The organism is Hymenobacter crusticola (genome assembly GCF_002154225.1).
Lineage (GTDB): Bacteria > Bacteroidota > Bacteroidia > Cytophagales > Hymenobacteraceae > Hymenobacter > Hymenobacter crusticola.
Genome location: NZ_MTSE01000037.1, coordinates 1 through 23579, shown reverse-complemented (window position 1 = coordinate 23579; position 23579 = coordinate 1). Strand labels below are relative to the sequence as shown.

Here is a 23579-nt window from a genome sequence, read left to right as displayed (position 1 = left end):
GTAGGCAAATGGCTAATCATTGCCACCATTGTGGAAGCCTTGCGAACCCTCTCCTAAAACGCGCGAGTCCGGGGTCTACGATAGCCTGTTTCTTCGGAAGGCCAACGAGAAAGGAAGTCGGCTGTCGCTTGACATAGCATACAGCGAACCACATTGCCCTTTAGCGGCACCCGATGGTTTGTAGATCTATCTGAAATATGATAGTGCCAGCGCAGTGCAGCGCGCTTTTACGCCGGCGCCTTGGTGCTCTTGCCCGATCAGCACCCGCTGGGTACGCTATACCTCATTGACCACCGGCCCCGCACCTTTACGGCCCAGGAGCAGCACCTTTTGGAATTACTCGCCGCCCTAGTTAGTCAAACCATTGTCGTGCGCCATCGCTGCTAGCCCCACCCCAAAGCCAATACGCTACCATGGGAGCGTTTTAGGGCCGAACTCCTGGAAGAAGTACAAGCCCTCAACGCGCTGGTGGGCTACCTGGCCGCTCGTTATGGCACGATAGTGCCGGTACCAGCTACCTTCCTGACGCGACTTGAAGCAATTACTCGACGATTACTGTGCGTAAGCAGCCAATGGCCACCTAGAGCCAGGGCCTCGGCCAGAGTACAGTCAGGTGCGACTTGCCCATCTTACGCCGCTTTCTGCCCCAACTCCATACAGCCCGGAGGCGTCGGATTAGCCGTAGGCCTAGGGGAATCAGGCAATTCCAGTCAGTAGTGGGAACCGGCTAAGTGGTCGCTTGCGAGGCGGCCATAAACTTCAACAGCAAATCGTTCACGGCTTCTGGCTCCTCCAACTGCACCCAATGCGTCGCGTTGGGGAAGAAGTGGCAGCTGCCAGTTCGCGCACTGCGTCATGCTGATTTCCGCCATACGCGCCTTCAAAAAGGTATCTTTTTTGCCCCAGATGACCTGTAGCGGCCCTTTGATGCGCGGCCATCCTAGGCGACTAGCATAGCGCAGGCTCCGGTACCAGTTGATCATGCTGGTGAGCGCGCGGGGCTTGGCCCAAACGGCTACGTAGCGCTCCACCTCCTCGGGACTAAACGTACCGGGGTGGGCCGTACCCGCCAGAAACCGACGACCGAAGCGCCAATTACGCCGCCGAAACAACTGTTCGGGTAGCCACGGCAATTGGAAAAACACCATATACCAACTGTGGAGCATCTGGCTGGGCACGCGCCACAGGTTTTTGGCCTCGGCCGCCGGGTGCGGCACGTTAATAATAGTGGTGCTGGCCAACCGCTCGGGGAACTGCGCCGCCAGGTATCAACTCACAATGGCGCCCCAATCGTGGCTGATGAGGTGCGCCTGCGCTCGGCCGGCGGCATCAAGCAACCCGATGACATCCGCGGCTAGCACCGGGATGGTATAGGGACGAATGCCCCGCAGCTTATCACTCAGGTTATAGCCCCGTTGGTCGGGAGCCCACACTCGGTAGCCGGCGGCCGCCAGAACTGGTAGTTGCTTATGCCAGGTTTCCTAATACTCAGGAAAACCATGGAGCAGAATGACCAGCGGGCCGTCGGCCGGACCGCACTGTACCACGTGCAGCCGCAGGCCATTAGTCCGTACGTCGTGTTGTTCTAAGGGGTAGTCCATGCGCCTTATACCTCAATAACGGGCCCAAAGGTTATGGCTCAGCTTGGGGGTAGGGACAGAAAAAAGTACTGCTTGGCGTCTACCTCGGGTGGGAGTTGAGCCGCCGTCCGAGACAGACGCCGCTAGTAGACGCTGAGCGGACACCTAGCCGCGCTGGTCGATGAAAAAGGGGAGGAACGGGCACAGGGCAGCCAGCATAGTTAATGAGGCAATGAGTTGGGGCAGTGCCCGGCGATGGGCAAGGTTACTAGGTGCGTCTGCGGCAGGTGGGCTACTAAGTAGTTGCCTACCTCGGCTAACATCATAGGCCGCCTAGCGACGTAGCACTATGCCGAGAAAACGGTGGCCTAGCCCGCGCAGTAACGTGCTAAAACCTGTTGGAGTCGCTGGAGCAGGCGTTGCGCCGCTCTTAATGCCAAGTAGGCCGGCTTAGCTAGCCAGTGTCCTAGCAGTAATTCCCCACAGCAGCTCCCCACGGGTACCCATCGGCTCGCTTTTTAGTGCGCTTGAGCAGGAAAGGTAACGGTGAAGGTGGTGCCCACGTTGGGCTGGCTCTTAACCGCAATAGTGCCGCCGCCGTTCTCGACCAAGCGCTTAATCATGTACAGGCCCACGCCCGTGCCCTCGACGTGCGTGTGCAGGCGCTGAAAGACCTGAAACAGGCGTTGTTGCTGACTTTCACTTATTCCTAACCCATTATCCGCCACGGTCAGCACGACCGCCGCCGGTTGGCGCTCGGCGTGCACCCGGACCTGAGCCGGGCGAGCCGGGTGGCGGTACTTGAGGGCATTGCTGAGCAGGTTGTAGACAATCGAGCGCAGGTTAGCCGGCGCGAAGCGGACCGACAGGCCTGCCGGGATGGCTACCTCCAGTTGCGCTTGAGCCCCCCCCGTCACTTCCGCCTCTAAATCTTCCAGCACGGCGGTTACCAGCGGCCCCAGCAGCACTGGCTGCATGGGACCTGCGGGCGTTTGTTGCAGTTGAATCAGTTCGGTGAGCTGGTCGATAGTGAGGCGCAAGCGGCTCACCGTGCTATCAAGCAGCTCCAGCAGCGGCGCCATCAGCGGTTGCTGCTGCTCGTCCAGGGGCAGGGTGTCGCGCAGCGCGGTTAGCAACCCTTCCAGGTTGGTAATCGGGGATTTGAGGTCGTGGCTGACTGTATAGACGAAGGTATCCAGGTCGGCGTTGGTGCGCGTGAGGCGAGCGTTGCTGAGCTGCAGTTCCTGGTTGGTGGCGGTGAGCTCTTCGTTGAGGTGCTGCACCTGCTGGCGGCCAAGCACCTGCTCGGTCACGTCTTGCAGAAACAGGGCCACGCCGGCCACCCGCCCGCTTTCCTGGTAGGCCTGGTAGGTGAAAAGCACGTAGCGCGGGGCCGACCCCAGCGTCGCGCCGGGCAGCAGCGTGGGCGCGCTCTGGTAGGTCGCGCCGCTTTGATAGAGGCGGTCGAGCTGCGCGACTACTTCCGGCGTGGCCAGGGCCGGCAGCATTTTTTCGACCGCCACCCCGCGCTCAGCGCCCGGAAAGTACTGGTCGAACAGCACGTTCCAATAGTCGAGTTGGTGGTCGGGCTCGCGCAGCAGGGCCACGGCCAGTGGGGCGTTGGCAAACACGCGTAGGATGTCCTGCCGCTCCTGGGCCCGACGCTGAGCCGCCGCCAGCACCTGGGCCTGCAGCAGCGCCGTCTGGCGGCGAGCACGCACCTGCTCAGTCACCTCTACGGCAAAGATCAACTGGCCCTGCATCTTACCTTGTTCGTCGCGCAGGGGCAGGTAGGTCAGGTCGTAATAAAACTGGTGGGGCGGGCCGGGGGGTTGCTCCAGCATAATCATTACGTTGCGCCCCAGGTACGGCTCGCCCGTCTCATACACGCGGTCCAGCAGCTCAATGACGCCCTGCTCGACCACTTCCGGCAGGGCCTCGGCGACAGTGAGGCCCACTTGAGCCCGGTCACCCACCAGGTACTGGTAGCGGGCGTTGGCGAACGAGAAGCGGTGTTCCGGGCCGCTCAGGGTGGCAATGGCCGCCGGCAGGTGGCTGAGCAACTGGCGCAGTAGCGCTTGCTGCTCGCTGAGCTGGCGGGTACGCTCCTGCACCCGCGTCTCCAGTTCTTGGTTGAGCTGCTCGAGCTGCCGGCGGGCTAAAACCTGCTCGGTTATGTTGTAGGAAAAGTCGAGGATGCCATCGACCTGCCCCTGCGCGTTACGCAAGGGATGCAGCGAGAGCTTGACGAATACCTGCTCCGGCTGGCCGGTGCCGTGGAAGTCGAACCAGCCTTCCATTTCGGGTAGGTAATGCGGCTCGCCGGTCTGGTATACTTGGTCGAACAAGGCCGCTACTCCCAACCCTTCCGATTCGGGAATGGCTTCGCGAAACGGCCGGCCCGCGAAGGAGCGGTGCGGAAACATACCTTGGTAGGGTGGGTTGACGAACTGGTAGCGGTGGTCGGGGCCGTGGTAGGCGGCTACGTAAGCGGGCAGTTGCAGGAGCACCTCGTGGAAGCGCTGGCGCTGTACTTCAACTTCGGCGCGGGCATCCTGCTCGGTCGCCTGGGTCTGGCGCAGGGCTTGTTCGACGGCACTGCGGTCCTGGTCGCTGGTATCGGTAAAGCTCACCACCAGTCGCTCGCCGCTGCGCCGAGCGGTGATTTTAAAGTAGTTGTCGAGCCCGTCGGCCTGGTAGTTGGTCTGATAGGGGGCTGACTCGCCCGTCTCAAACACGCGCCGGTAATACTGAAAAATGCCACTAGCCACGGCGTGGGGAAAGCGCTGGAGCAACGTAGCATCCGGCCGCTCCGGCAGGCCGGTCATGTGCTGCCCGGCCGGATTAACATACTCCAGCAGGAAATCCACAATGTCGGTGCTCGCTGCCGCATAGACCGGCTGCGCTAGGTGGATGCCGGTCAGTGATACCTCGAGTACAATCTGCCAGTCGTCCGGCGTAAATAAATCGGCGATAGGGACTATAGTAGGCATACAGATAACAAGAATAAGGCATGACCAGAGAGGAGCGCAGGGAAATACCTACGCGCTTCGGTGGCTTTCGTTAAACAGAATGGGGAGGGGCCATATACGGTGCGCGACTAGGCTTTTTACCGAGGTGCCTCTCTATTAGCCTACGGCGCCGCTTAGCTAGCCGCTACTTGCCGCAGGGCGGCGCGAACCTCGCCTTGCAGGGCCTGCAAGACCAGCTGGGCCTCCTCGTCGATGGAGCGCTGGTACAGTTGGGCGGCCGGCGTGGCAGCCGATTCCTCCCAGGTGCTCAGGGAGCGGAGCGTTTCCAGGCGCGTGAGCGAGGTGCTGATGCGCTGGTAAATAGTCTCCCATAGCGCGACGGCGACGGCAGGCTGCTCCAGCACGGCCAGGCGCAGATCAAACAGTTCAAGCACGATACCGGCCAGGGCTTCTAGCCGCTGCCGTTCGGCCTCCGATAGCGAGCGAGGCTGGTGGTCGATCAGGCAGAGCGCGCCGATGTTATAACCTGCGGGGGTGTGCAGCGGATGACCCGCGTAGAAGCCCAGGTTGAGCTGCTGGGCGGCCATGGGGTTGGTTAGGGCACAGGGATTGGCGTGCAGGTCCTCAAATATGGTGGTCGTATCCTGGAGTACAGCCACGGAGCAGATGCTGTCCGGCCGGTCCACAGCGCGCACCTCGGACAGGCCAAAGTTGCCCGTGAACTCGACGGTGCCCTCGGCCACGAGCGAAATCAAGGCAATGGGCATGGCGAAAAGCTGCGCTACCAGACGCGTCAGCTCATCAAAGACGGCATCGGGCGTGGTACCCAGGAGCCGGTAGGCCTGCAAGGCGGCCAGGCGTTGCGGATCATTCGCGGGAATCAGATGGGCGTACTCGGTCATGGCAGGTAAACATACAGAAAGCTGGAAAACGAAGGCGCTCCGGTGGCAACTAACCTAGCGCACGCCCTGATCTGTTCCGTTAACGGGAGCTTTAGGGTGAGCAGAGTTGCCGTAAGAAGGCCAAGCTGTGCTGAATAAGCGGCAGCTCTACTAGACCCGCGATTGGCTGCTGCTGGAGTTGCTGCAGGGTCGCCAGGGGTGGAATTTCAACAGCCGTGTAGACCACGGGAGCTTTGGCCTGCAGGGGAAAGAGCTGCTGGTAGACCTGAGCGAACGTGGCTCGTTCCGGGGTGTGGGGAAGTTCCACCAAGATCAAACAGGGGCAAGTGCAATGCCCCCTGGTGGCGGGGCCAGCAAGGCGAGGGCCTCGGCGGTACTGGCCACCACGCACGTCTGGGCAGCCACCTGCGCTCGGCGCAGGATGCGTTGCAACAGGAAGGAGGTGGCGTCGTTGGTGTGGATCAGTAAGATAACAGACATCATGCTGCTACGCACCACGCTGAAGCTACGATCAACCGTTTCGCTGAGTGCGGAAAGTTACCGGATAAGCACGAGCGTTGGCTCGGTCAGTGTTCTGCTACGTTTCTCTGGAAGACTGCTACTCGGCGGCAATGTAGCCCACGTGCTCGCCCTGGGGCGTGTACACCAGCAGCACCGAGCCCAGGTCCTCGACCCAGCGTTGCTGCTGCACCAGGCGCTGCAAGTCGCCTACGAGACTGGAAACGTGCGCGACCACGGGGTTGCCGGCCAGAAAATGCCGAAGTTGGCGTTCTAGCGAGGGGGCTAGGGGCTGGGATACGGATAGCGTAGGAACGGGCATAAACGATAGCAAGCGATACACGAACGACCAGGTACTTCCTACCGTTCTCAGGCCTTGGGCAAAAGCTGTTGCAGGCGGGTGTAACGACGTCGCCCTTGCCGGAATGTACTAGTACGGACGAGGTGCCGGTCGTACCTTGTAGGCTGTTTTTGCCATTACCTGCCCATGCCTACCCCTGCTGCGGTGCTGCCCGACGAGGTCAGCACCGATACCCTGTTGCTCCACGTGCTGGATGTCTCGCTCACCGGCATCCAGTTGCTGCGCCCCGTCTACGCTGCGGAGGAGCAGACCCCGGTGGACTTCGCCTTCGTCTATACCAACCCGGCTGGGCTGCGCATCTCCCGCGTCACGGAGCCCCTGCGCGGCACTTTACTCGAGAACTTCCCGCATACCCACGCGGCCGGCGTGCTGGCCTACTACCAGCGGGCCTTCGCCGCGGACGAGCCGCTGGCCTACGAGGTGAACTACCAAGCCGACGGGCTCGACAACTACCTGCGCTTCCAGGCCCGGCGCAGCGGCGAGCACCTGCTGGTCAGCTTTACCGACACCAGCGACCAGCCCCGTTCGGCCGTGGAAGAGTCCCTGCGCCTCCGCCAGGCCACCGAACAGGCCGCCCTGGCGGAGGCGGAGCGACAGCGGGCGCTGCTTTACCGCGTGTTTGAGCAGGCGCCGGCTATGATTTGCATCTTGCAGGGACCCGAGCACGTGTTCGAGTTTGTCAATCCGCCTTACCAAGCCCTGGTCGGCGAGCGCCTGCTGGTGGGCAAGCCTATCGCCCAAGCCATGCCGGAGCTGGCCGGCCAGCCGATCTTCGCGTTGCTGGATCGCGTGTACCGCACGGGCGAGATCTTCCACGCCCACGAGATGCTGGTGCAGCTCGACCACGCCAACGACGGCCGCCCCCACTTGGAGCAGCGCTACTACAACTTCATTTACAAGGCCCGCTACTCGGCTGCTGGCCAGGTAGATGGCATCCTGGTCTTTGCCTATGAGGTGACCCCGCAAGTGCAAGCGCGCGCGCAGGTGCAAGACTTAAACGAAGAGTTAGCGGCCCTGAATGAAGAACTGCGCGCCACCAACGAGGAGTACCTGCGGGCCAACACGGAGCTCGCGCACACGCAGCAGCAGCTACGACAACTCAATCAGGAGTTGGAGCAGCGGGTACAGGAGCGCACCCAGGAGGCGCAGACGGCTCGTCTACTAGCCGAGGTGCAGAAGCAGCGCTTGGAGCAGCTCTTCTTGCAGGCCCCGGCGGCCATCTGCATCCTGGACGGGCCCGCGCTGGTGTATGAGCTGGTCAACCCCGCCTATCAGCAACTCTTTCCTGGCCGGACGCTCCGGGACTTACCGCTGCTCGAGGCCCTGCCCGAACTGCGCGACCAGCCCGTGTGGCACACCTTGCAGCAGGTCTACCGCACGGGCCAGACCCACCTAGAGCTGGGCATCCATATTCCGGTAGCCCGCACCGAGGGCGGGGCCCTGGAAGACTTCTACTTCAACTACATTCAGCAAGCCCGCTTCAACGAGCAGGGGCAAGTTGATGGGGCTGTCGTGTTTGCGTTCGACGTGACCGAACAAGTGCGGGCGCGTCAGCAAGTGCAAGACCTCAACGAGGAACTAGCCGCCCTCAACGAAGAACTGACGGTCACCAACGAGGAGCTGCACGAGAGCAATACCCGCCTGACGCGCACCAACGTGGATTTGGACACGTTCGTCTACACGGCCTCGCACGATCTGAAAGCGCCCATCACCAACATCGAGAGCATCCTGCTGGCTCTACGCGACACGCTGCCCGCGCCGGTGCTAGAAGATGCGATGGTGGCCCACCTGCTCGACTTGCTGGGCAAGACCGTGGCGCGCTTTCAGTTCACCATCGGCCAGCTCACCGATATTACCCGCCTACAACTTGCGCATACGGGGCCCTTGGAACCTGTTGAATTGGCCCGCGTCGTAGCGGATGTCCGGCTCGACCTAGCCCCGCTGCTCCAGGCCGCGAGCACGCAACTCACGGTCGACGTAGCGCCGGCGCTGGTCGTGTCCTTCTCGCCGGCCAACCTGCGCAGCGTTATCTATAACCTCTTAAGCAACGCCGTCAAGTATCGGGGCCCCAACCGCCCCAACGTGGTGCAGGTGCGTGCTACGCAGGAGCCCGGTAGAGTCGTACTCACCGTGCAGGACAATGGGCTGGGCATGACCCAGGTACAGCAGCGGCAGCTGTTTGGCTTGTTTCAGCGCTTGCACACCCACGTCGAGGGCACGGGTGTTGGTCTGTACATTACCAAACGCCTGATTGAAAATGCGGGCGGCACGATTGCCGTGCAGAGTCAGCCCGAGCAAGGCACTACCTTTACCGTTACGTTCCCGGCCTAAGCACCTTTCTTCTCTCTCCCTATGCCGCCTCTTACGACGGTGCTCCTCGTGGATGACGACGCCACGACCAATTTCCTCAATAAGCTCCTGCTCACGCGCTTGGAAGTAGCCGAGCAGGTGCTCGTGGCCGAGAACGGCGAGCAGGCTTTGCGCACGATCGTGCAAGCCTGCCTCGATCCGTCGGCCATGGCCTGCCCGCAGTTAATTTTGCTGGACATGAACATGCCCGTCATGAACGGGCTGGCCTTTCTGGAGGCCTACGTGCAGCTACCGCTAGCCCAGCGCCAAGCGATTGTGATTGTTATGCTCACCACGTCTTTGCACGAGCGCGACCTAGCTCAGGCCCAGCAGTTGCCCATTGCCGGCTTTCTCAACAAGCCCCTGACCAAAGAAAAGGTCGCCGCTCTCTTGGAACAGTACTTTGCCCCGTAGCACTTTCGCACATGAGAGGTGTTCCCTATGCTATTCGCACGGACCCAGGCGTTAGGCCGCCGGGGTTGCAGTTCGTTGCCGGTAAGTCCCGCCTGCTGCGGGCCAGCAACCGGCAACGAGTAGGAACTTCAGCGACCGAACGCCTCGGCACCCGGCCAGGGGCGCCAGCCAGTGCCCCAGCCGCGAATCCTACAACAAGGCCAGCACCAAGGCGAGTAATTGCGAGTGCACGCCTGCCCACCCGGGACTAGCGCCCGGCGCCCGCAAGCTAGCCTGGAGCAGGCGTAAGTGCTTCTGAAAGGCGAGGCGCTCGGGGGTGCTGCGCTGGGCGTGCCGCAGCCGTTGGGGAGGTGTAGTGGGAATGGGCCTAGCCGGCCACTGCTCAGCGGGCCACGCCTGCACCACGTACTCGAGCTGATCGGCGATGCGCCGCAGACGCGCTGGCGCGTAGGGCGCGGGCGCGTCGAAGACCAGCAAGTGCTGGCGTAAGGCCTGGAGAACCAGCCGTAAGGCAATGGGGGTAGGAGCAGCTGACACGGGTCGGGGGAGGAAACAGCTCCTCCCCTACGAGCCAGAAGAGAAATTCGTTCGCTAGGCAACTCCGGTGCCTGGCATAGGGTAGCATCCTGCGTCGGACCAGCAGCGGCAGGGCCTGCAGATAGGAGCTGTGTGGTTTCAGGCTACTCCCCAGGCGCCCGAATCGTTTGGTGTCGGGGATGGTAAGTTCGAGGGTACGATGCGGGCGCAGGGATAGGGAGTAACGTAAAAAACCCGCTCGCAGAACCAGCAGGCTTTTACTACCAAAATCAACAAGAAGAACCTACGCTAAGCAGGCATTCTGTTTTCTGTACGCACTGAAAAACAGCAAGTTTCTACGGAAGAGCTACGGTACCGCGGTACACTCGCTTTCTGGTAGGAGCAGTCCTTTTACTGAGAGTCGGCTGATCAACTCCCGCTTGGCCACCCTACTGCGTAGCCCTAGGAGGAGACGAATCTCGTGCCCTGCCCCCGGCGGCGCTAGTCGATTTTCTCCTTTTCTGGTTTTATCCGCTACGGAGGGCTTCCCCCGCTGGAAGACGTACAACTTGAGCAATGCTGCACAGGATTTAGGGCGGCAACGCAACTGGTCCAGCCTTAGTAGGGTTCTGCTAACGGAAGCGAAGCACTTCTTCACGCGCATAGCCCTACGTAGCAAGCAACGACCCGTAGCGTAGGCTCTGGGCCTACCGGGAAAGCGCTTGCCTGATTCTAAGGCCCCTTCTACCTTTGCGGGCCTGATGAGCCTAGTCCCGACGTCCTTCTATTATGGCAATGCCGTTGGTCTAGTGCAGGAGCACTCCGACTATGTGCGCCTGCGCTACCACGCCGGGCAGCGGCAAGCGGTAGAATTCCAGGCCTTGCTCGGGCACGTCACCCGCGCATTAGCCCGGCATGGCGCGGGCAAACTGCTCATCGACCAGCGCGCGATGGCGCCCTACTCGCCTCCGGAACAAGCCTACGTGCTACAGCAATGGCTGCCGCGCACCATCGTGGAGGGCCATTATCGCTGGGGGGCAGTCGTGATGGCCCAGGATGTATTTGCGCGCTTGGCCATGGACACGATCCGCACGCAGGCCCAGACGCTGCCGCTGACCTATCGCTTCTTTACCGAGGAGCCCGAGGCCTTGGCTTGGCTACACATGTGCTAGTCGATTCGCCCAACGCGGGCTGTGGCCCGCCCTTTAGGCGAACGGCTCACCTAGGCGACCGTGACTTGGGCAAGTACGGACGGAAGTGTTGTCCACCCCGAGCCGCTCGGCTAGCGGCTCGGGGTGGACAACACAGTCAGCAACGTGCATTTGGCGAAAAGACCGCTGCCTCACCTCTGACCAGCTCGTACTCTCCTCTACGGGCACTGTTCCTTGGTAGCTAGGCAGCCGTAGCGCTAGACGAAGTGCTCTTGGATCAAGGTCGTCACCTTTTCCCGGGTCAGCGGCTTGGTCAGGTAGCCGGCAATGGGCAGCCCCTGCATCTTCACCACATCCTGGGGGTTCAGCGACGTGGTAAGCATAATGATGACCACGGCCGGATTTTGCTCGGCGGGCCGCTGCGAGTAGGCTTGCAGAAACTCCACGCCGTTCATGCCCGGCATTTTCATATCCAGCAGAATAAGCGCCGGACAAGTGGGGGAGGCGCCAGCGGCACAGTGGGTGTGCAGCAACTCCAGGGCCTGCCGGCCATCTTGGGCCACCAAGATGGTATCCGTGACGGCCATGCGCCGCAGCAGCATTTGATTCAGAAAATTCGTGGTTTCGTCATCGTCCACGAGCAGGGTGCAGGAAATAGCCGCCATAAAAAAGCAGTAAGCAAAATCAAAGAAACTAGCGGGTGGCCGCTTGCGGCAGGAACACAAAAAACGTGGTGCCCGCGCCAAGCTGGCTGTGTACTTCAATGCGGCCTCCGGCGTTTTCCACCATGCGCTTCACCATGTAGAGGCCAATGCCGGAGCCCTCCACGTGCGTGTAGAAGCGTTGAAACATGGTGAACAGCTTGGCCTGGTGCGCCGCCTCAATTCCTAGCCCGTTGTCATGCACCTCTAGCACGGTGTAGCCGGTTCGCACATGAGCGCGCACATCGATGTGGGGCGTGCGGTCCGGCGCGTGATACTTGAGCGCGTTGCTGAGCAGGTTGTAGACCACCGAGCGCAGGTTCTTCTCCGAGAATAGGATAGGCGGCGCGGCGGCAACCTCCACCCACAAGCGGGCTCCCACTTGCTCAATGACGGGGAGCAAATCTTGCCGAACCTCCTCCACTACCGCGGCTAGGTTCAGGGCGGTGGGTGCGGGGGCGTGCTCTTTCTGAAGCTTCGTGACGTCGGTTAGGTGGCCGATGGTGCGCTTGAAGCGCTCCACCGCGCCGTGCATGCGCGTCAAAATGGGTTCGAGCGACTCGCTAGCGGCTAGCTCAGCGGGTAGTTCTTCCTCGAGCAGGTAGAGCAAACCTTCAATGTTGCTGATGGGCGCTTTCAGGTCGTGGGAGGCCGTGTAGATGAAGTTGTCGAGGTCTACGTTAGTGCGGCGCAACTGATCGTTGCGGTCGTTGAGCGCCTGGTTCGTGACCTGAAGCTGCTCGGTGCGCTCTTGCACGCGGGCTTCGAGCTCCTGGTTGAGCTGCTGCACCTGCTGGCGGGCCCGCACCTGCTCGGTCACGTCGTAGGTAAAATTGAGTAAGCCGTCCACGTTTCCTTGCGCGTCGCGCAGGGCCTGAAAAAAGACGTTGAAGTAGCGTTGCTCCAGCTGGCCGCTGCCGCTGAAATCTACCCACGTTTCCTGCTCTAGGTCGTAATACGCTTGGCCAGTCTGGTACACGTGGTTTAACTTTTCGATGATTCCTTGTCCGTGCAGTTCGGGCAGAGCCTCCCGGATCGGCAAGCCTAGGATCTGGCGCGACGGAAAGAGTTGTTGATAACGGGCATTGGCTAGCTCGTAAACGAGGGCCGGCCCGTGGTGCGTGGCCACGCTGGCGGGCAGCTGCATCAGCACCTCGTAAAAGCGCTGCCGCTGGGCCTCGGCGTCGGCGCGCGCGGCCTTTTCAGCGGCCTGGCTTTCACGGAGCGCAATTTCGACCGGGGAGCGGGGCTGGTCGGCGGTATCGGTGAAACTGACGAGCAGGCCCTGCCCGGAGCGCCGGGCCGCCAAGCGGTAGTAGTTGTCGTAGCCATCGAGCTGGTAGTTGATGTTGAGCTCCCGGGGCTCGCCCGACTCAAACGCGTCGATGTGAAACGCGAACGTGCCCTGCTGACGGCTATGGGGCCACTGCTGATTGTGCGTGAGCGTGGGGCGCTCGGGCATCTGCATCATGCGCTGGGCCGTAGGATTCAGATACACAAAGGTAAAATCATCGATTTCGCCCGCCCGGTCGTAGATCGGGGTGTAAAAGATGATTCCAGTAAGCGAAACAGCTAGTAACTCGCCCAGGATCTCCGGTGCAGCACCAAAGGGTTCCAGGGCAGCAGCATCGGCGTAAAACGGAAGCGGAACGGCAGGCATAAGCGGGGACAACAGCAACAAGAATGCGTAAAGGTACAGCCCTGCCAGCAGGATACTGGCAGGGCTGTACCTATCAGCGGTGGCTAGTAGACGCCCATCAGCTTTGTGAATGGCCTGTGGATACGCAAGCTTCCTAGTGGCTGTTGCAGAACGCTCGCTGTCTGTTTGATCGGGTGCCGCTGCTCAACGACAGCCTAATTAATCTACCCGAATAGCGCTTTCTTACAGCTGATACCAGTTCCGATGGACCGTTCCAGAGTATAGGTCCGGGTTCTGCCGCTAAAATGTGCGAGTAGTCTGCTCGCATCCTAGCTGTGGCTCCGCCTTCTGCAACAGTCACGCTGGTGTAGATGAATGAAGCCGCTCGCGTTCCACCCCGATTGCCTACTTGTTGTCAGGCATGGTCTCCGTTCGTGAAACGCTCACCTCCTATCTGGGCCAGCCGCTGTGGCTCTTCCAGAGCCAGTGAGCTGCAACAACATGTGCGCCAGGGCCTCCTCCGCGAATGGCTTACTCAGGCACGCACTCATGCCCGCGGCCAAGTAGTGCTGCTGGTCGGAAGCAAAGGCATTGGCTGTGAGGGCAATGATGGGTACCGCCGCGCGCGTGGGGTCGCCTAGCTGTCGCACGGCCTGGGTAACCTCGACCCCGGTGAGCCCAGGCATCTGGATATCTAATAACGCCGCGTCATAGGCCTGCATTTGCAGTTGCGCCAGCGCCTCCGTGCCGTTAGTGACCGCGTGCACGTGCACGCCCCACTGTTCCAGCATGACTGTGGCAATCCATTGGTTGACCAGGTTGTCTTCCGCTAACAGCACCCGTAAGCCTTGCAACGACGCGTACGTGCTGTGCGGGGTGGAGCCTGCTTCTGCGACGGTTTCCTGGTCCGCGCGGGCCAGCGGCAGGGTAAAGGAGAAGGTCGTACCTTCGCCTAGGGCACTTCCTACATGTAGCCAACCGCCGAGTTGTTGTACGAGTTGCGCACTGATGGCCAGGCCTAGGCCCGTGCCCCCGTAGTGCTGGCTCGTGTCCGTGCTGGCTTGGACGAAGGCCTCGAAAATGTGCTCCTGTTGCTCAGGAGCAATACCAATCCCGGTGTCCTGCACCCAGAAGCGCATCGTCACTTCCGACGGAGTATTCCGCAGCACGGTCGCGCCTAGCTGCACCTGCCCATACTGCGTAAACTTCAAGGCGTTGCTGAGCAAATTCAGTAGCACCTGACGCAGCCGATTCGCGTCGCTGCGCACGCGCAAGGAACCAGCGATGTTCCACACGACCTGTAGAGAAAGGCCTTGCTGCTCGGCCACGGCGCCGAGGGTTTGTGCCACCCCCTGCACCAGTTCCTCGACGTCCAGCGGAAGCTGCTCGAGCGGTAGCGGTGCGTTAGACAGTTTGGTCAGGTCTAGTACGTCATTCACCAGCGCGAGCAACTGCTGGCCGGCACGCTGCATCGTATGCACGTAGCGCTGCTGGGTGGCCGAGAGGTTCGTCTTCTCCAGCAGCGCCGTGAGCCCGAGCACGCCGTTGAGCGGCGTGCGAATCTCGTGACTCATGCGCGCCAGAAAGGCTTCCTGTACGCGCGCGCTTTCCTCGGCTTGTTGCTGCGCTTGTTTGAGGGCCGTCACATCGGTACTGATGACTAGCACCTGGGCACGCTCGTGCTCGCCCTGAAACGGCCGCAGGTGCACCTGCCAGTGCCGCGTCTCGCCGCTGGGCAGCGCCACGGCGAGCTCCTGGGTGAGCGGTTGCTGGCTGCGGAGCACCTGTTGGCGCCAGCCGCGCAACTGATTTACCAATTCGAGCGGTTGCGATTGCGAGGAAAGGGCGGCAACGGGTGCGGCACAGGGCCCACCGTGCTGACAGGCAGCGTTGGTAAACACCAGTTCCCCGTCCTCCTGCACCACATAGATCACGTTGGGCAACGTATCGACCACCAGGCGTAAGAACGCGCGTTGCTGCTCCAACTCGCGGGTGCGCTGCGCCACCTGCGCCTCCAAGTGCTGGTTGACTGCCTCCAGACGCTCGCGCGTGCGCACGTGTTCGGTCACCTCGTGGGCAAAGACAATGACCCCGTCGACGTGCCCCTGCTCGTCTAAGCGCGCTTGGTAGGTAAAGTTGAAATAGCAATCCTCGACCGGCCCTTCCGCGTGCCGCGCGATGGGCACCAGCAGCTCGCGCCGCTCGGCGGGTTCACCCGTGCTATATACGTGCTGCAAGAGCTGGGGAATGGGGTGTGTAGCCAACTCCGGCAAGGCGTGCAACAGCGGCAAGCCTAACAAGGTGCGACCAGGAAAAAGCCGCTGGTAAGCTGGGTTGACCAGCGTGTAGACGAAAGCCGGACCGGCCAGCACGCAGACGGGTTCTGGCGCGTGCTGCAGCCACTGGGCTAGGCGGGCCTGAACTACCTGTTCCGGGCATTGATAGGAAAGAGGAGCAGACGACGTATCCATGACCAGAGAAGAAAGGAGACCTAATGGCTGTACGTGTGCGTAGCGAAACCGGTGAAGAGTTCGCGTGAAAGAGGCCTACGCTATGTTCCTATTTCTATCGGGTGCGGAAAGCTGCTTACCAGCTGCAATTAACCAACGTAAAAGTGGCATGTGTACGGAACGGAAATAGTCTCCTATTGCCCACTTCAAATGCCTCATTCGTTTGTACAATTACTTCTTGCTAAGTAGGTTGCTCAACTGCATTGTAAGTGAAATGGCGCTATTATGAGCGGGGCTGTTACTCATTTAGGGGAACCGACTGCTTCTGGTTCTTCTCGTTGCTAAAGGTTGCGTTAAACGCTAGCGCTTAGCCTGCATTCGATGAAGCGGAGCACTAGGGGGTGCGCTGCTAGCCAACCAGTCGTTAAGATCTCATCGGCAGAAAGAAGGCACTAGCCTTCCTCTGGTGACTGCTTGCGCCCGCATATTCCGGGGCCTTGCCGGCGTACTCCAGTCGCCGGGAGCTACGGGCGGACTTCCAGCACCTGCTAGCGGTCCGCCCTGTAAAGCAACAGCCCAGTGATCTGATGAGCCGCATTGTCGTGGCGTGCCTGCGCCAGTAAGTCGTGCGGCTGCGCGGGGATGTGTTTAATCCTGCGCTTTCGTCGTAGTAAAAACGAGGGCGAGGAAGAACGAACTGGTATCCCCGAATGCGTAGGGCACAGGCAGCCTACGTCAGCGGCTGACTGCGCAGTGGAGACTGGTCTGTCGGCTCCTGGTACCATCCTGCCCGGCGGCTTTGGCCCAGCTAGCCGACCAGCGCGGGCAGCATAATGACAAAGGTGGAGCCTACGCCCTCCTGGCTCTGGCAGGTGATGCTACCCTGGTGTAGGGCGATGATCGTCTGGATGATGGACATGCCTAGCCCATTGGTCTTCTCGCCTCGGATACCTGGGCGGCGGGCTTTGGTGAAGCGCTCAAAAAGCACGGGCTGCCACTGCTGGGGAATGCCCACGCCTGTGTCAGCTACCGTAACCATCGCTTGGTTCCCTTGGCGTGCGACGGACACCGTGATGCGACCACCATCGGGAGTGAACTTAATGGCGTTGCTGAGCAGGTTGTTGATCACCTGCTGGAATTTGTTAATATCGAAGCTTACATGCAGCGGCCGCTCGGCCGCCCGGAACTCGAACTCTAGGTGCGTGTGCCGCTCCGATTGCTCATATTCCTGCATAATAGTGGCTAGCCAAGCCACCAGATCGGCCCGCTCGCGCTTGAGCTCCACGTTGACCGAGTCCAGGAACTCGCCATCCACAAAGTCACGGATCAGGTTCACGCCTTCGGTGCAGGTGCGCTCCATAAGTGTCAGCAACTGGAGCGCCGGCTCGGTGGCCGCAGACGACTCGGCTCGCAAGTGCTCGGTGAGCTGCTGCAAAAGCACCAGCGGGGCGGCCAAGTCATGGGAAAGGATTTCCAAGGTGGCGTTCTTCTTAGTATTGAACTTCTCCGAGTTGAGCTGATTCTGCTTGACGCGGGTGATGTCCTGCACCGTGCCGCTCACGTAGCGCTCACCAGCGGGCAGCTGCTCCCGGCTCGCCGCCAGCCCTAGCCACTGCTCGGTTCCGTCAGCCCGTGCCAGCCGCACTTCCACACCAGTCACCGGCTCACCAGCGAGCACCTGCTGCCAGCATGCCTGCAGCAACGCGTGATCCTCGGGGTGCACGCGCGTGCGCCAGGTGGATAGGTCGGGCATCACGTGGGCCTCTGCGCCGAAAATCTGTGCGTAGGCTGGGCTCACGTACACGAGCTGCCTGGAGGCAACCTGATAAGAAAAGTAGACCGAGTCGCTCTGAGCGAGAAACGAACGAAATAGCAGCAGATAATCAGCACGCATACAGAGAATAATAAGCGGTAAAGGTACAATCTACCTGCGGTTTTCGGCTGGTGTTTCTGCCCGGCTAGTTGCCTAGTGCGGCGCCGAAAAGTGCGTTTACGGCAGGGTCTTATCTTCTCCTCAGTCAGGCACTTGTGAGGTTCTTCTTCCCAAAGGGCGTATTTATACGCTAAGCCAGCGGGCATTGGGATGGTGAAGTAGGCGGCCGTGCTAGGAAGCAAAGCAAAAATCTCTTTTCGCTGAACAACTCTCTAACTGCTAGGCAGGTTAGAATAGGCGTCTCGCATTATGTGAAAGGTGTCTTATTCACGAAAACCAGACAATTAAAGTTGGTGATAGGAGACTGCTCCCAACGCTAGGTGCCATACGTTTCCGCTCCATATATACATGCTGCTTTTACTTTACTTAATCTTCATCAAACGATAAACCATGGCGGCTGCCGCTCAACGCATCGTAGGTGGGCCAACCCACGTGGGAAAAAGCAACAGGCACAAGAAGAAGCGTGCTTCCCGTGCGAGCCTGCCCCCTGCAAACAGGAAGCGTCATGCGGCCTCGATCAACAACGCCGTGACCTGGGGAAAGCACGTTGCCTTATGCTGCCTGCTACTAGGCTTCTGGCGGCAGGTAGGGGTGGCTTTGTCCTAAGCGCGTAGTGCCCGCGCTGCTGGCGCCGTGTTGTGGGCAACCAGCTCCACGAGCACGGTTGCTTGCGTTCGCAAAGCTGCGGCGATAAATGCCTCGACGACGCTCAAACCGAAAGTTTTTGGGCGCGCCTTAAAGCAGAGGAGCTTGAGCAACGCGACTGACCTGTCTTTCGCAATTTGGCTAACGCCCGGCTCAGCGGGGCTACTTGTGTTGAGGACCACAACTACGAATAGGGTCCCGTTACACTCGCTTATTAAACCTTGCAAGTCTCTTCCCTACAACAATTTAAAAATATTATCCAAACCTTCCTCGTCTAACCAGGCTACTCAAGAACTATTCCAGCGTGGCAGAATGAGCGCCCTCGCGCAGTAGGACGGTATACGAGCATTGCATACGGTAAATTGCAATAGGAGGTATCAAAGGGGGCTTATTATGTAATGATTACCAAATTATTACGAAAGTTAGATCTCATTTATTCTTCATCTACCTTGAACGCGCAAATCGGGGGACAGACTCCTGATACCACCAATGCCACTTAGGATGAAGAACAAACTTCTACCGTTTCTACTGCTCACCCTGGCGCTACTCAGTAGTGGCCATCTTACTTTAGCGCAGGGGGTTACTACTTCGGCCATGAAGGGTTTGGTGCTCGATAGCAAGGGCCAACCTTTACCGGGCGCGACAGTTGTGGCCACGCACGTGCCCACGGGCACCAAGTACGGCACCGCCACCCGCGACAACGGCCAGTATGATTTGCTGAACCTGCGCGTGGGTGGCCCTTACGAGCTGCAAGTCTCCTTCGTCGGCTCTCAGACTTACACGAATAGGGACATTCAACTGGCCCTCGGCAAAACGTTTGAGAGCAAGATTACCCTGACCGATGGCAGCCAAACCCTGGGCGAAGTGGTCGTGAAAGGCGACCGAGATGGGCAGATCAATAAGGACCGCACCGGGGCCTCGACCAACATCAGCAGCGCGACCATCCGTACGCTCCCAACCATTAGCCGCTCGCAGGAAGACTTCACGCGCCTGACGCCCCAGAGCAGCGGCCTGAGCTTCGGGGGGCGCAACCCGCTCTACAACAACTTCTCGCTCGACGGCTCCATCTTCAACAACTCCTTTGGCCTGGACGCTCCTACCCCAGGCGGCCAGACCAACTCTCAGCCCGTGTCCTTGGACGCCATTGATCAGCTAGAGGTGAGTATCGCCCCCTACGACGTGCGGCAGGGAGGTTTCACGGGCGCCGGGGTGAATGCCGTCACCAAAAGCGGCACGAACGCCTTCAAAGGCACGGTGTATACGTACCTGCGTAACGAAAGCCTGATTGGTGAAAAGGTGGGGGACGTGAAGATTGCGAATCCTGACTTGAAGTTCAACCAGACGGGGTTTGCCCTGGGTGGCCCTATCATAAAAGACAAGCTCTTCTTTTTTGCCAATGCCGAGCTCACGCGGCGCGACGATCCCGGCCTGACCTTCCGTCCGGCCAGCAGCGCCGCCGAAGCGCAAGCGGCCCTTAATGGTACCGCCGATGGGGTGAGCCGGGTGCTGGAAAGCGACCTGCTCGCCATCCGGCAGCGCCTGACGAGCGTCTACGGCTATGACCCCGGCGCGTTCCAGGATTTCACTTACCGCACCGCCAGCGACAAGTTTCTAGTGAAGTTCGACTGGAACATCAATCCTAAGAACACTTTCTCGTTGCGCTACAACTACCTGAAGAGCTACCGCGAGCAGGGTCCACATCCCATTGCCCTGGCGCCTTCGTCCCGGGTGCCGAGCGTGAACACGCTGCAATACGCTAACTCGGGCTACACAATTAACAACAATCTCAACTCGCTGGTCGGTGAGCTGAATTCGCGCATTGGGGAGAAGTTCAGCAACAAGGCGCAAGTGAGTTTCTCGGCCTTCCGTGACTTCCGCGAGCTGCCCGATGCGCCTTTCTTTCCCCAAGTTGATATCACCCGAAACGGCACAACCTACGTGAGCGTGGGCACTGAGCAATTTTCGGCCAACAATACCCTCGACCAGAATATCTTACAACTCACCGACAACCTAAGCTACTTCGCCGGCGCCCACGTCCTGACGGTAGGGGCGACGTACGAGCAGTTTCGGTTTGTCAATGCCTTCAACCTGCAACGCTACGGCTACCCCTACTTTGGGGGCTTGGACCTAGATCGGTTCTATCAGATTACGGACCGCAACAATCCAGCCTTCGTGGATCTGAACGCCATTGCTGCCGCCGGGGCACTCAAGCCCATTAAATCGGTCGACGTCAATGTGGCCCAGCTCGGGCTGTATGCCCAGGATGAGTGGAACGTAACGCCGGCCTTCAAGCTGACCCTCGGGGTGCGCGCCGATCTGCCCATCTACAACACCAACGTGAACCCGAATCCGCAAATTGCGGGTGCCGCGCTACAAGACCCGCAAGGCCGACCCGCGTCGGTCGACGTGACCCGGTTTCCGAAAACGACGCCCCTGTGGTCGCCGCGCCTAGGTTTCAACTATGCCTTCGACGAGACCACCTACACCACGCAAGTGCGCGGCGGGACGGGAATTTTCACGGGCCGCATCCCGTTTGTGTGGATCAGCAACCAAGCCTCCAACTCGCAGTTCGACGCCGGCTACACCTTCCAGATCAACGGCACGGCCCGCGACTTCAAGTTTCCGCAGGTGTGGCGGTCTAACCTCGCGATTGACCAGACGCTGCCTGGCGGCATCGTGGCCACCGTGGAAGCTATTTATTCCAAAGACCGGAACGCCGCTATTCACCGCAACTACGACTTTGTGGCGCCCACCGAGCGGCTGACGGGAGCTGATAACCGGCTGATTTATCCAGCGACGGGCCCGCGCCTCATCTCCAGCTTCACGGGCCCCGACGGGCAACCTAGCTTCTTGGATGCCGGCGTGATCGTGCTGGAAAACACCAACAAAGGCTATCAGTATAGCCTCACTGGGCAGCTGAAGAAAGACTTCGCCAACGGCCTGTATGTGCAGGCGGCCTACACCTACGCCCAGGCCAAGGACGTGACATCGAACCCGGGCGAAATTGCGGCCGACGCCTTCCAGCGTAACCCCGTGCTCGGCAACACTAACGATCCGCGCCTAGCCTACAGCGACTTCGGCTTGCAGCACCGCGTGATTGCGGCAGCCGGCAAACGCTTCGCCTACGCCGATGCTAAGCTAGCTACGACGGTAAGCTTTTTCTTCGAAGCGGCACAGGGCAACCGTTTCTCCTACACCTACGCCGGCGATCTGAACCGCGACGGCATCGTGGGCAACGACTTGCTGTTCGTACCGGCCAGCCGCAACCAGATTAACTTGGTAGACATCCGCGATGGGCAGGGCACTGTGCTCACGACTGCCGCACAGCAGTGGGAGCAGCTCAACGCGTACATCAGCCAAGACAAGTACCTAGCTGGACGCCGCGGGCAGTATACAGAGCGCAACGGGGCCATCAGCCCGTGGTACACGCAGCTGGATGCCAAGGTGATTCAGGATTTTTCGGTGCAGGCATTTGGCCGCAAGAACACGCTACAGCTGAGCTTGGACATTCAGAACCTCGGCAACCTACTTAGCTCCGATTGGGGTGTGCGGCGGGTATACGCCAACAACCGCTTCATTGAGACCAGTTACCCAACCGCTACGGCCAACACGCCAGCTTACCAATTCCGCGGCGGCAACCAAACCTTTATCAATAACACCGACCTGAACAGCCGGTGGCGTGCTCAGCTTGGCCTGCGCTATATTTTGGATTAGCTTGCCTGCTTACTAATCTTGCCTAGGTAAAACGCTCTGATAGGATTCTACCAGAGCGTTTTACGTTCTTAGGGTAGTCACTAAGGGGAAAGCAACCGGCGCCGTTCTCCTACTTGCTGGTGCCTGTCTGCAGTAAAACAGAGCGATGATACAAGCGGACTTGCATATCCCTCAGGTACCTTCCACCTGCTGCTTCGCGTAGCGCAGGGTACTAGGCTGCAACCGGCGCGGGCGGAAGCGGATGAAGAACCGCTGGCAGGTAGTGGGGCTAGGGTTAGGCAACTGAATTGGCAGCATCGATCTCCGCTGTTCCACACGTTAGTGTTTTTGGTTTTGATTACCAGTGGTTTACCTGTCACTAGGTGTGCTTTTCTACCGTCAGCGTCTTACTTTTGATCGCAACGGAATCTTTTCGTGGTGCTCGTGACCGTGTGAGCCCTGGCGGTTACGAGCGGGAAGCAGGGTCTTCTAGGCTATGCATGCGCTTGTTTCTACGAAATCCGAAGAACTACCTACTGTTGACTTGCCCAGTATACAGACGATTCCAGCACCTATTGCTGCGCTAGTGAGCGACGGGGCGCTGACTATCGGCGGCTTTTTGCAGGTATTGCAAGCCAGCTCGACGTATATCTTCGTCGAGGCGCTCGCTGAGGGGAGCTTCTCGTGGATCTTCTCCCAGGAAGGTACCGTAACCGGTGTGCGGCTCATTCACCTACTGGCCGGTCAGCGCGCGCAAGCCTATGCTTCGCGGCCGCATGAACGAATAAGCATCCAATGCCCTTAAGCGCTCTTACCAGCGACAAAAGTCGCGGCGCTAGTGGGTTTTATCGCTCGGAAGCTTGCCTGGAGCCAGCTTTACGCTTGTTGCGCTGATAACGTACTGCAGAGGAGACTTTACAGGACGTTATGAAGGCAACTATAGGGTGTAATGCCTTCTAAGCAACGGTTGAAGAACATGACAGAAATAGATATGCAAGAGCAAAGCATGGAGCAGTCCAATGCGACTCATTGTAGCTGTACCTCTAGTAGCGCTCGGTCAAAGTTTCGTCAGCACCTGTTTCACATACTGTCGAAGGGCGGTCCAACGCGGTGTCGATTGGAACACATCCCGTGTGCTGCCAACCCAAACCGGCAATGTCAGGGAAGGCTCTACTTGACCGCCTAACTGCTGCAAGGCGAGCAGCAAAGAGCATTTTACGTAGATATAGCTGCGCTTGGCTATATGGGCTACTTCTAGGCTAATGCTGTTCGGGTGATCAGGAAAGGGATATACTATAGGTTCCCGCAAGTGCCTCTGCGATTTGTCTTTCCTTGGGCAGCCGGTCGAGTGACCAATTCAAGTCAATGGAGCGCGCAGGATCTAGCGGGTGAGAGACGACCAGGAACGAAGCAGTTTGGCCTTCCACCAGCAGGGACAAGCCCGTTAGAGCTTCTACTTGCGTCAGTACTTGTGCGGGCGTTGGCGCCACGAGAAATTACACGGTATGGCGTCGTATTCCCCCCATAAGCGAAAACTACCGCATCTGTGGTTACTTCTCTGAAAGCAAGCAGTGGGAGCAGCGGAAAAGAGAATCTACTCAGGAAAATTCTATTAGCAGCAATCCTAACGGAGAGGCGTAACCTTTACTTTTTCTATAACTGTCTTGTAAGCAGGGTGGCTGTTGCAGAACCCTATCTGTATTCCCAAGAAGCTATATTTAACCCCTTGTTCACGGATAATAGTTGCCATAAACAGGTTTTCTAGCCTGTTTCAC

At 59.5% G+C, this 23579-nt stretch carries 19 protein-coding genes and 1 pseudogene; 6 read left to right on the top strand and 14 right to left on the bottom strand.

Translation table 11 applies throughout. The features are described 5' to 3' along the window. Positions 1–231: 231 nt before the first annotated feature. A pseudogene (locus BXP70_RS29725) lies at positions 232–387 on the top strand (GAF domain-containing protein); the annotation flags it as partial. A gap of 323 nt (positions 388–710) precedes the next feature. Here the strand turns inward: BXP70_RS29725 and BXP70_RS30735 are convergent. The 7 genes from BXP70_RS30735 to BXP70_RS26805 all read right to left on the bottom strand — a co-directional run bounded on the left by BXP70_RS30735 (position 711) and on the right by BXP70_RS26805 (position 6274). Beyond that, complete coding sequence (locus BXP70_RS30735) at positions 711–1241, bottom strand: hypothetical protein (protein ID WP_245849763.1); 531 nt, start codon at positions 1239–1241, stop codon at positions 711–713. 27 nt (positions 1242–1268) lie between these two features. Then, positions 1269–1433, bottom strand: coding sequence for an alpha/beta fold hydrolase (locus BXP70_RS30730; protein ID WP_245849762.1), 165 nt, complete (start codon positions 1431–1433; stop codon positions 1269–1271). Positions 1434–2098: 665 nt separating this feature from the next. Continuing rightward, on the bottom strand, positions 2099–4573 hold the full coding sequence (locus tag BXP70_RS26820; protein WP_086597210.1) for a PAS domain-containing sensor histidine kinase: 2475 nt from the start codon (positions 4571–4573) through the stop codon (positions 2099–2101). 152 nt (positions 4574–4725) lie between these two features. Then, complete coding sequence (locus BXP70_RS26815) at positions 4726–5454, bottom strand: GAF domain-containing protein (RefSeq protein ID WP_086597209.1); 729 nt, start codon at positions 5452–5454, stop codon at positions 4726–4728. 91 nt (positions 5455–5545) lie between these two features. Then, entirely contained in the window at positions 5546–5764 is a 219-nt protein-coding gene (locus BXP70_RS26810) for a hypothetical protein (protein WP_143436713.1), read from the bottom strand. A 2-nt stretch (positions 5765–5766) separates the two neighbouring features. Then, positions 5767–5937, bottom strand: coding sequence for a response regulator (locus tag BXP70_RS30095; RefSeq protein WP_179197867.1), 171 nt, complete (start codon positions 5935–5937; stop codon positions 5767–5769). 115 nt (positions 5938–6052) lie between these two features. Then, positions 6053–6274, bottom strand: coding sequence for a hypothetical protein (locus BXP70_RS26805; protein WP_086597207.1), 222 nt, complete (start codon positions 6272–6274; stop codon positions 6053–6055). 165 nt (positions 6275–6439) lie between these two features. Between BXP70_RS26805 and BXP70_RS26800 the strand changes: the two genes are divergently transcribed. Both BXP70_RS26800 and BXP70_RS26795 read left to right on the top strand, forming a co-directional pair. Next, positions 6440–8644: a PAS domain-containing sensor histidine kinase gene (locus BXP70_RS26800; RefSeq protein WP_086597206.1), complete on the top strand. Its 2205-nt coding sequence runs from the start codon at positions 6440–6442 to the stop codon at positions 8642–8644. Between the two features lie 21 nt (positions 8645–8665). After that, a complete protein-coding gene (locus BXP70_RS26795) occupies positions 8666–9076 on the top strand; it encodes a response regulator (RefSeq protein ID WP_086597205.1) in 411 nt (136 codons plus the stop codon). Between the two features lie 189 nt (positions 9077–9265). On the opposite strand, the gene BXP70_RS26790 is transcribed toward BXP70_RS26795, so the two are convergent. After that, positions 9266–9613 (bottom strand): hypothetical protein, encoded by a 348-nt coding sequence (locus tag BXP70_RS26790; protein ID WP_143436712.1) that lies wholly within the window; start codon positions 9611–9613, stop codon positions 9266–9268. A 701-nt stretch (positions 9614–10314) separates the two neighbouring features. Between BXP70_RS26790 and BXP70_RS26785 the strand changes: the two genes are divergently transcribed. Next, complete coding sequence (locus BXP70_RS26785; protein WP_086597203.1) at positions 10315–10764, top strand: SpoIIAA family protein; 450 nt, start codon at positions 10315–10317, stop codon at positions 10762–10764. Between the two features lie 236 nt (positions 10765–11000). Here the strand turns inward: BXP70_RS26785 and BXP70_RS26780 are convergent, their stop codons facing one another. From BXP70_RS26780 to BXP70_RS26765, 4 genes are all read right to left on the bottom strand, one after another. Next, positions 11001–11408 (bottom strand): response regulator, encoded by a 408-nt coding sequence (locus BXP70_RS26780; protein ID WP_086597202.1) that lies wholly within the window; start codon positions 11406–11408, stop codon positions 11001–11003. Positions 11409–11436: 28 nt separating this feature from the next. Further along, on the bottom strand, positions 11437–13104 hold the full coding sequence (locus BXP70_RS26775) for a sensor histidine kinase (protein ID WP_086597201.1): 1668 nt from the start codon (positions 13102–13104) through the stop codon (positions 11437–11439). A 422-nt stretch (positions 13105–13526) separates the two neighbouring features. Continuing rightward, positions 13527–15554 carry an ATP-binding protein gene (locus tag BXP70_RS26770; RefSeq protein ID WP_086597200.1) on the bottom strand — a complete coding sequence of 676 codons (2028 nt, stop codon included), beginning with the start codon at positions 15552–15554 and terminating at the stop codon, positions 13527–13529. 787 nt (positions 15555–16341) lie between these two features. After that, a complete protein-coding gene (locus tag BXP70_RS26765) occupies positions 16342–17427 on the bottom strand; it encodes a PAS domain-containing sensor histidine kinase (RefSeq protein ID WP_086597199.1) in 1086 nt (361 codons plus the stop codon). 1185 nt (positions 17428–18612) lie between these two features. On the opposite strand from BXP70_RS26765, the gene BXP70_RS26755 reads away from it, so the two are divergent. Further along, a complete protein-coding gene (locus BXP70_RS26755) occupies positions 18613–21825 on the top strand; it encodes a TonB-dependent receptor (RefSeq protein ID WP_179197866.1) in 3213 nt (1070 codons plus the stop codon). 171 nt (positions 21826–21996) lie between these two features. Here BXP70_RS26755 and BXP70_RS30090 read toward each other — a convergent pair whose 3' ends face one another. After that, entirely contained in the window at positions 21997–22140 is a 144-nt protein-coding gene (locus tag BXP70_RS30090) for a hypothetical protein (RefSeq protein WP_179197865.1), read from the bottom strand. 208 nt (positions 22141–22348) lie between these two features. Here BXP70_RS30090 and BXP70_RS26750 point away from each other — a divergent pair, with 208 nt between their 5' ends. Beyond that, positions 22349–22609 carry a hypothetical protein gene (locus tag BXP70_RS26750; RefSeq protein WP_086597196.1) on the top strand — a complete coding sequence of 87 codons (261 nt, stop codon included), beginning with the start codon at positions 22349–22351 and terminating at the stop codon, positions 22607–22609. 472 nt (positions 22610–23081) lie between these two features. Here the strand turns inward: BXP70_RS26750 and BXP70_RS29720 are convergent, their stop codons facing one another. Beyond that, complete coding sequence (locus BXP70_RS29720; RefSeq protein WP_143436711.1) at positions 23082–23294, bottom strand: hypothetical protein; 213 nt, start codon at positions 23292–23294, stop codon at positions 23082–23084. Positions 23295–23579: the final 285 nt, after the last annotated feature.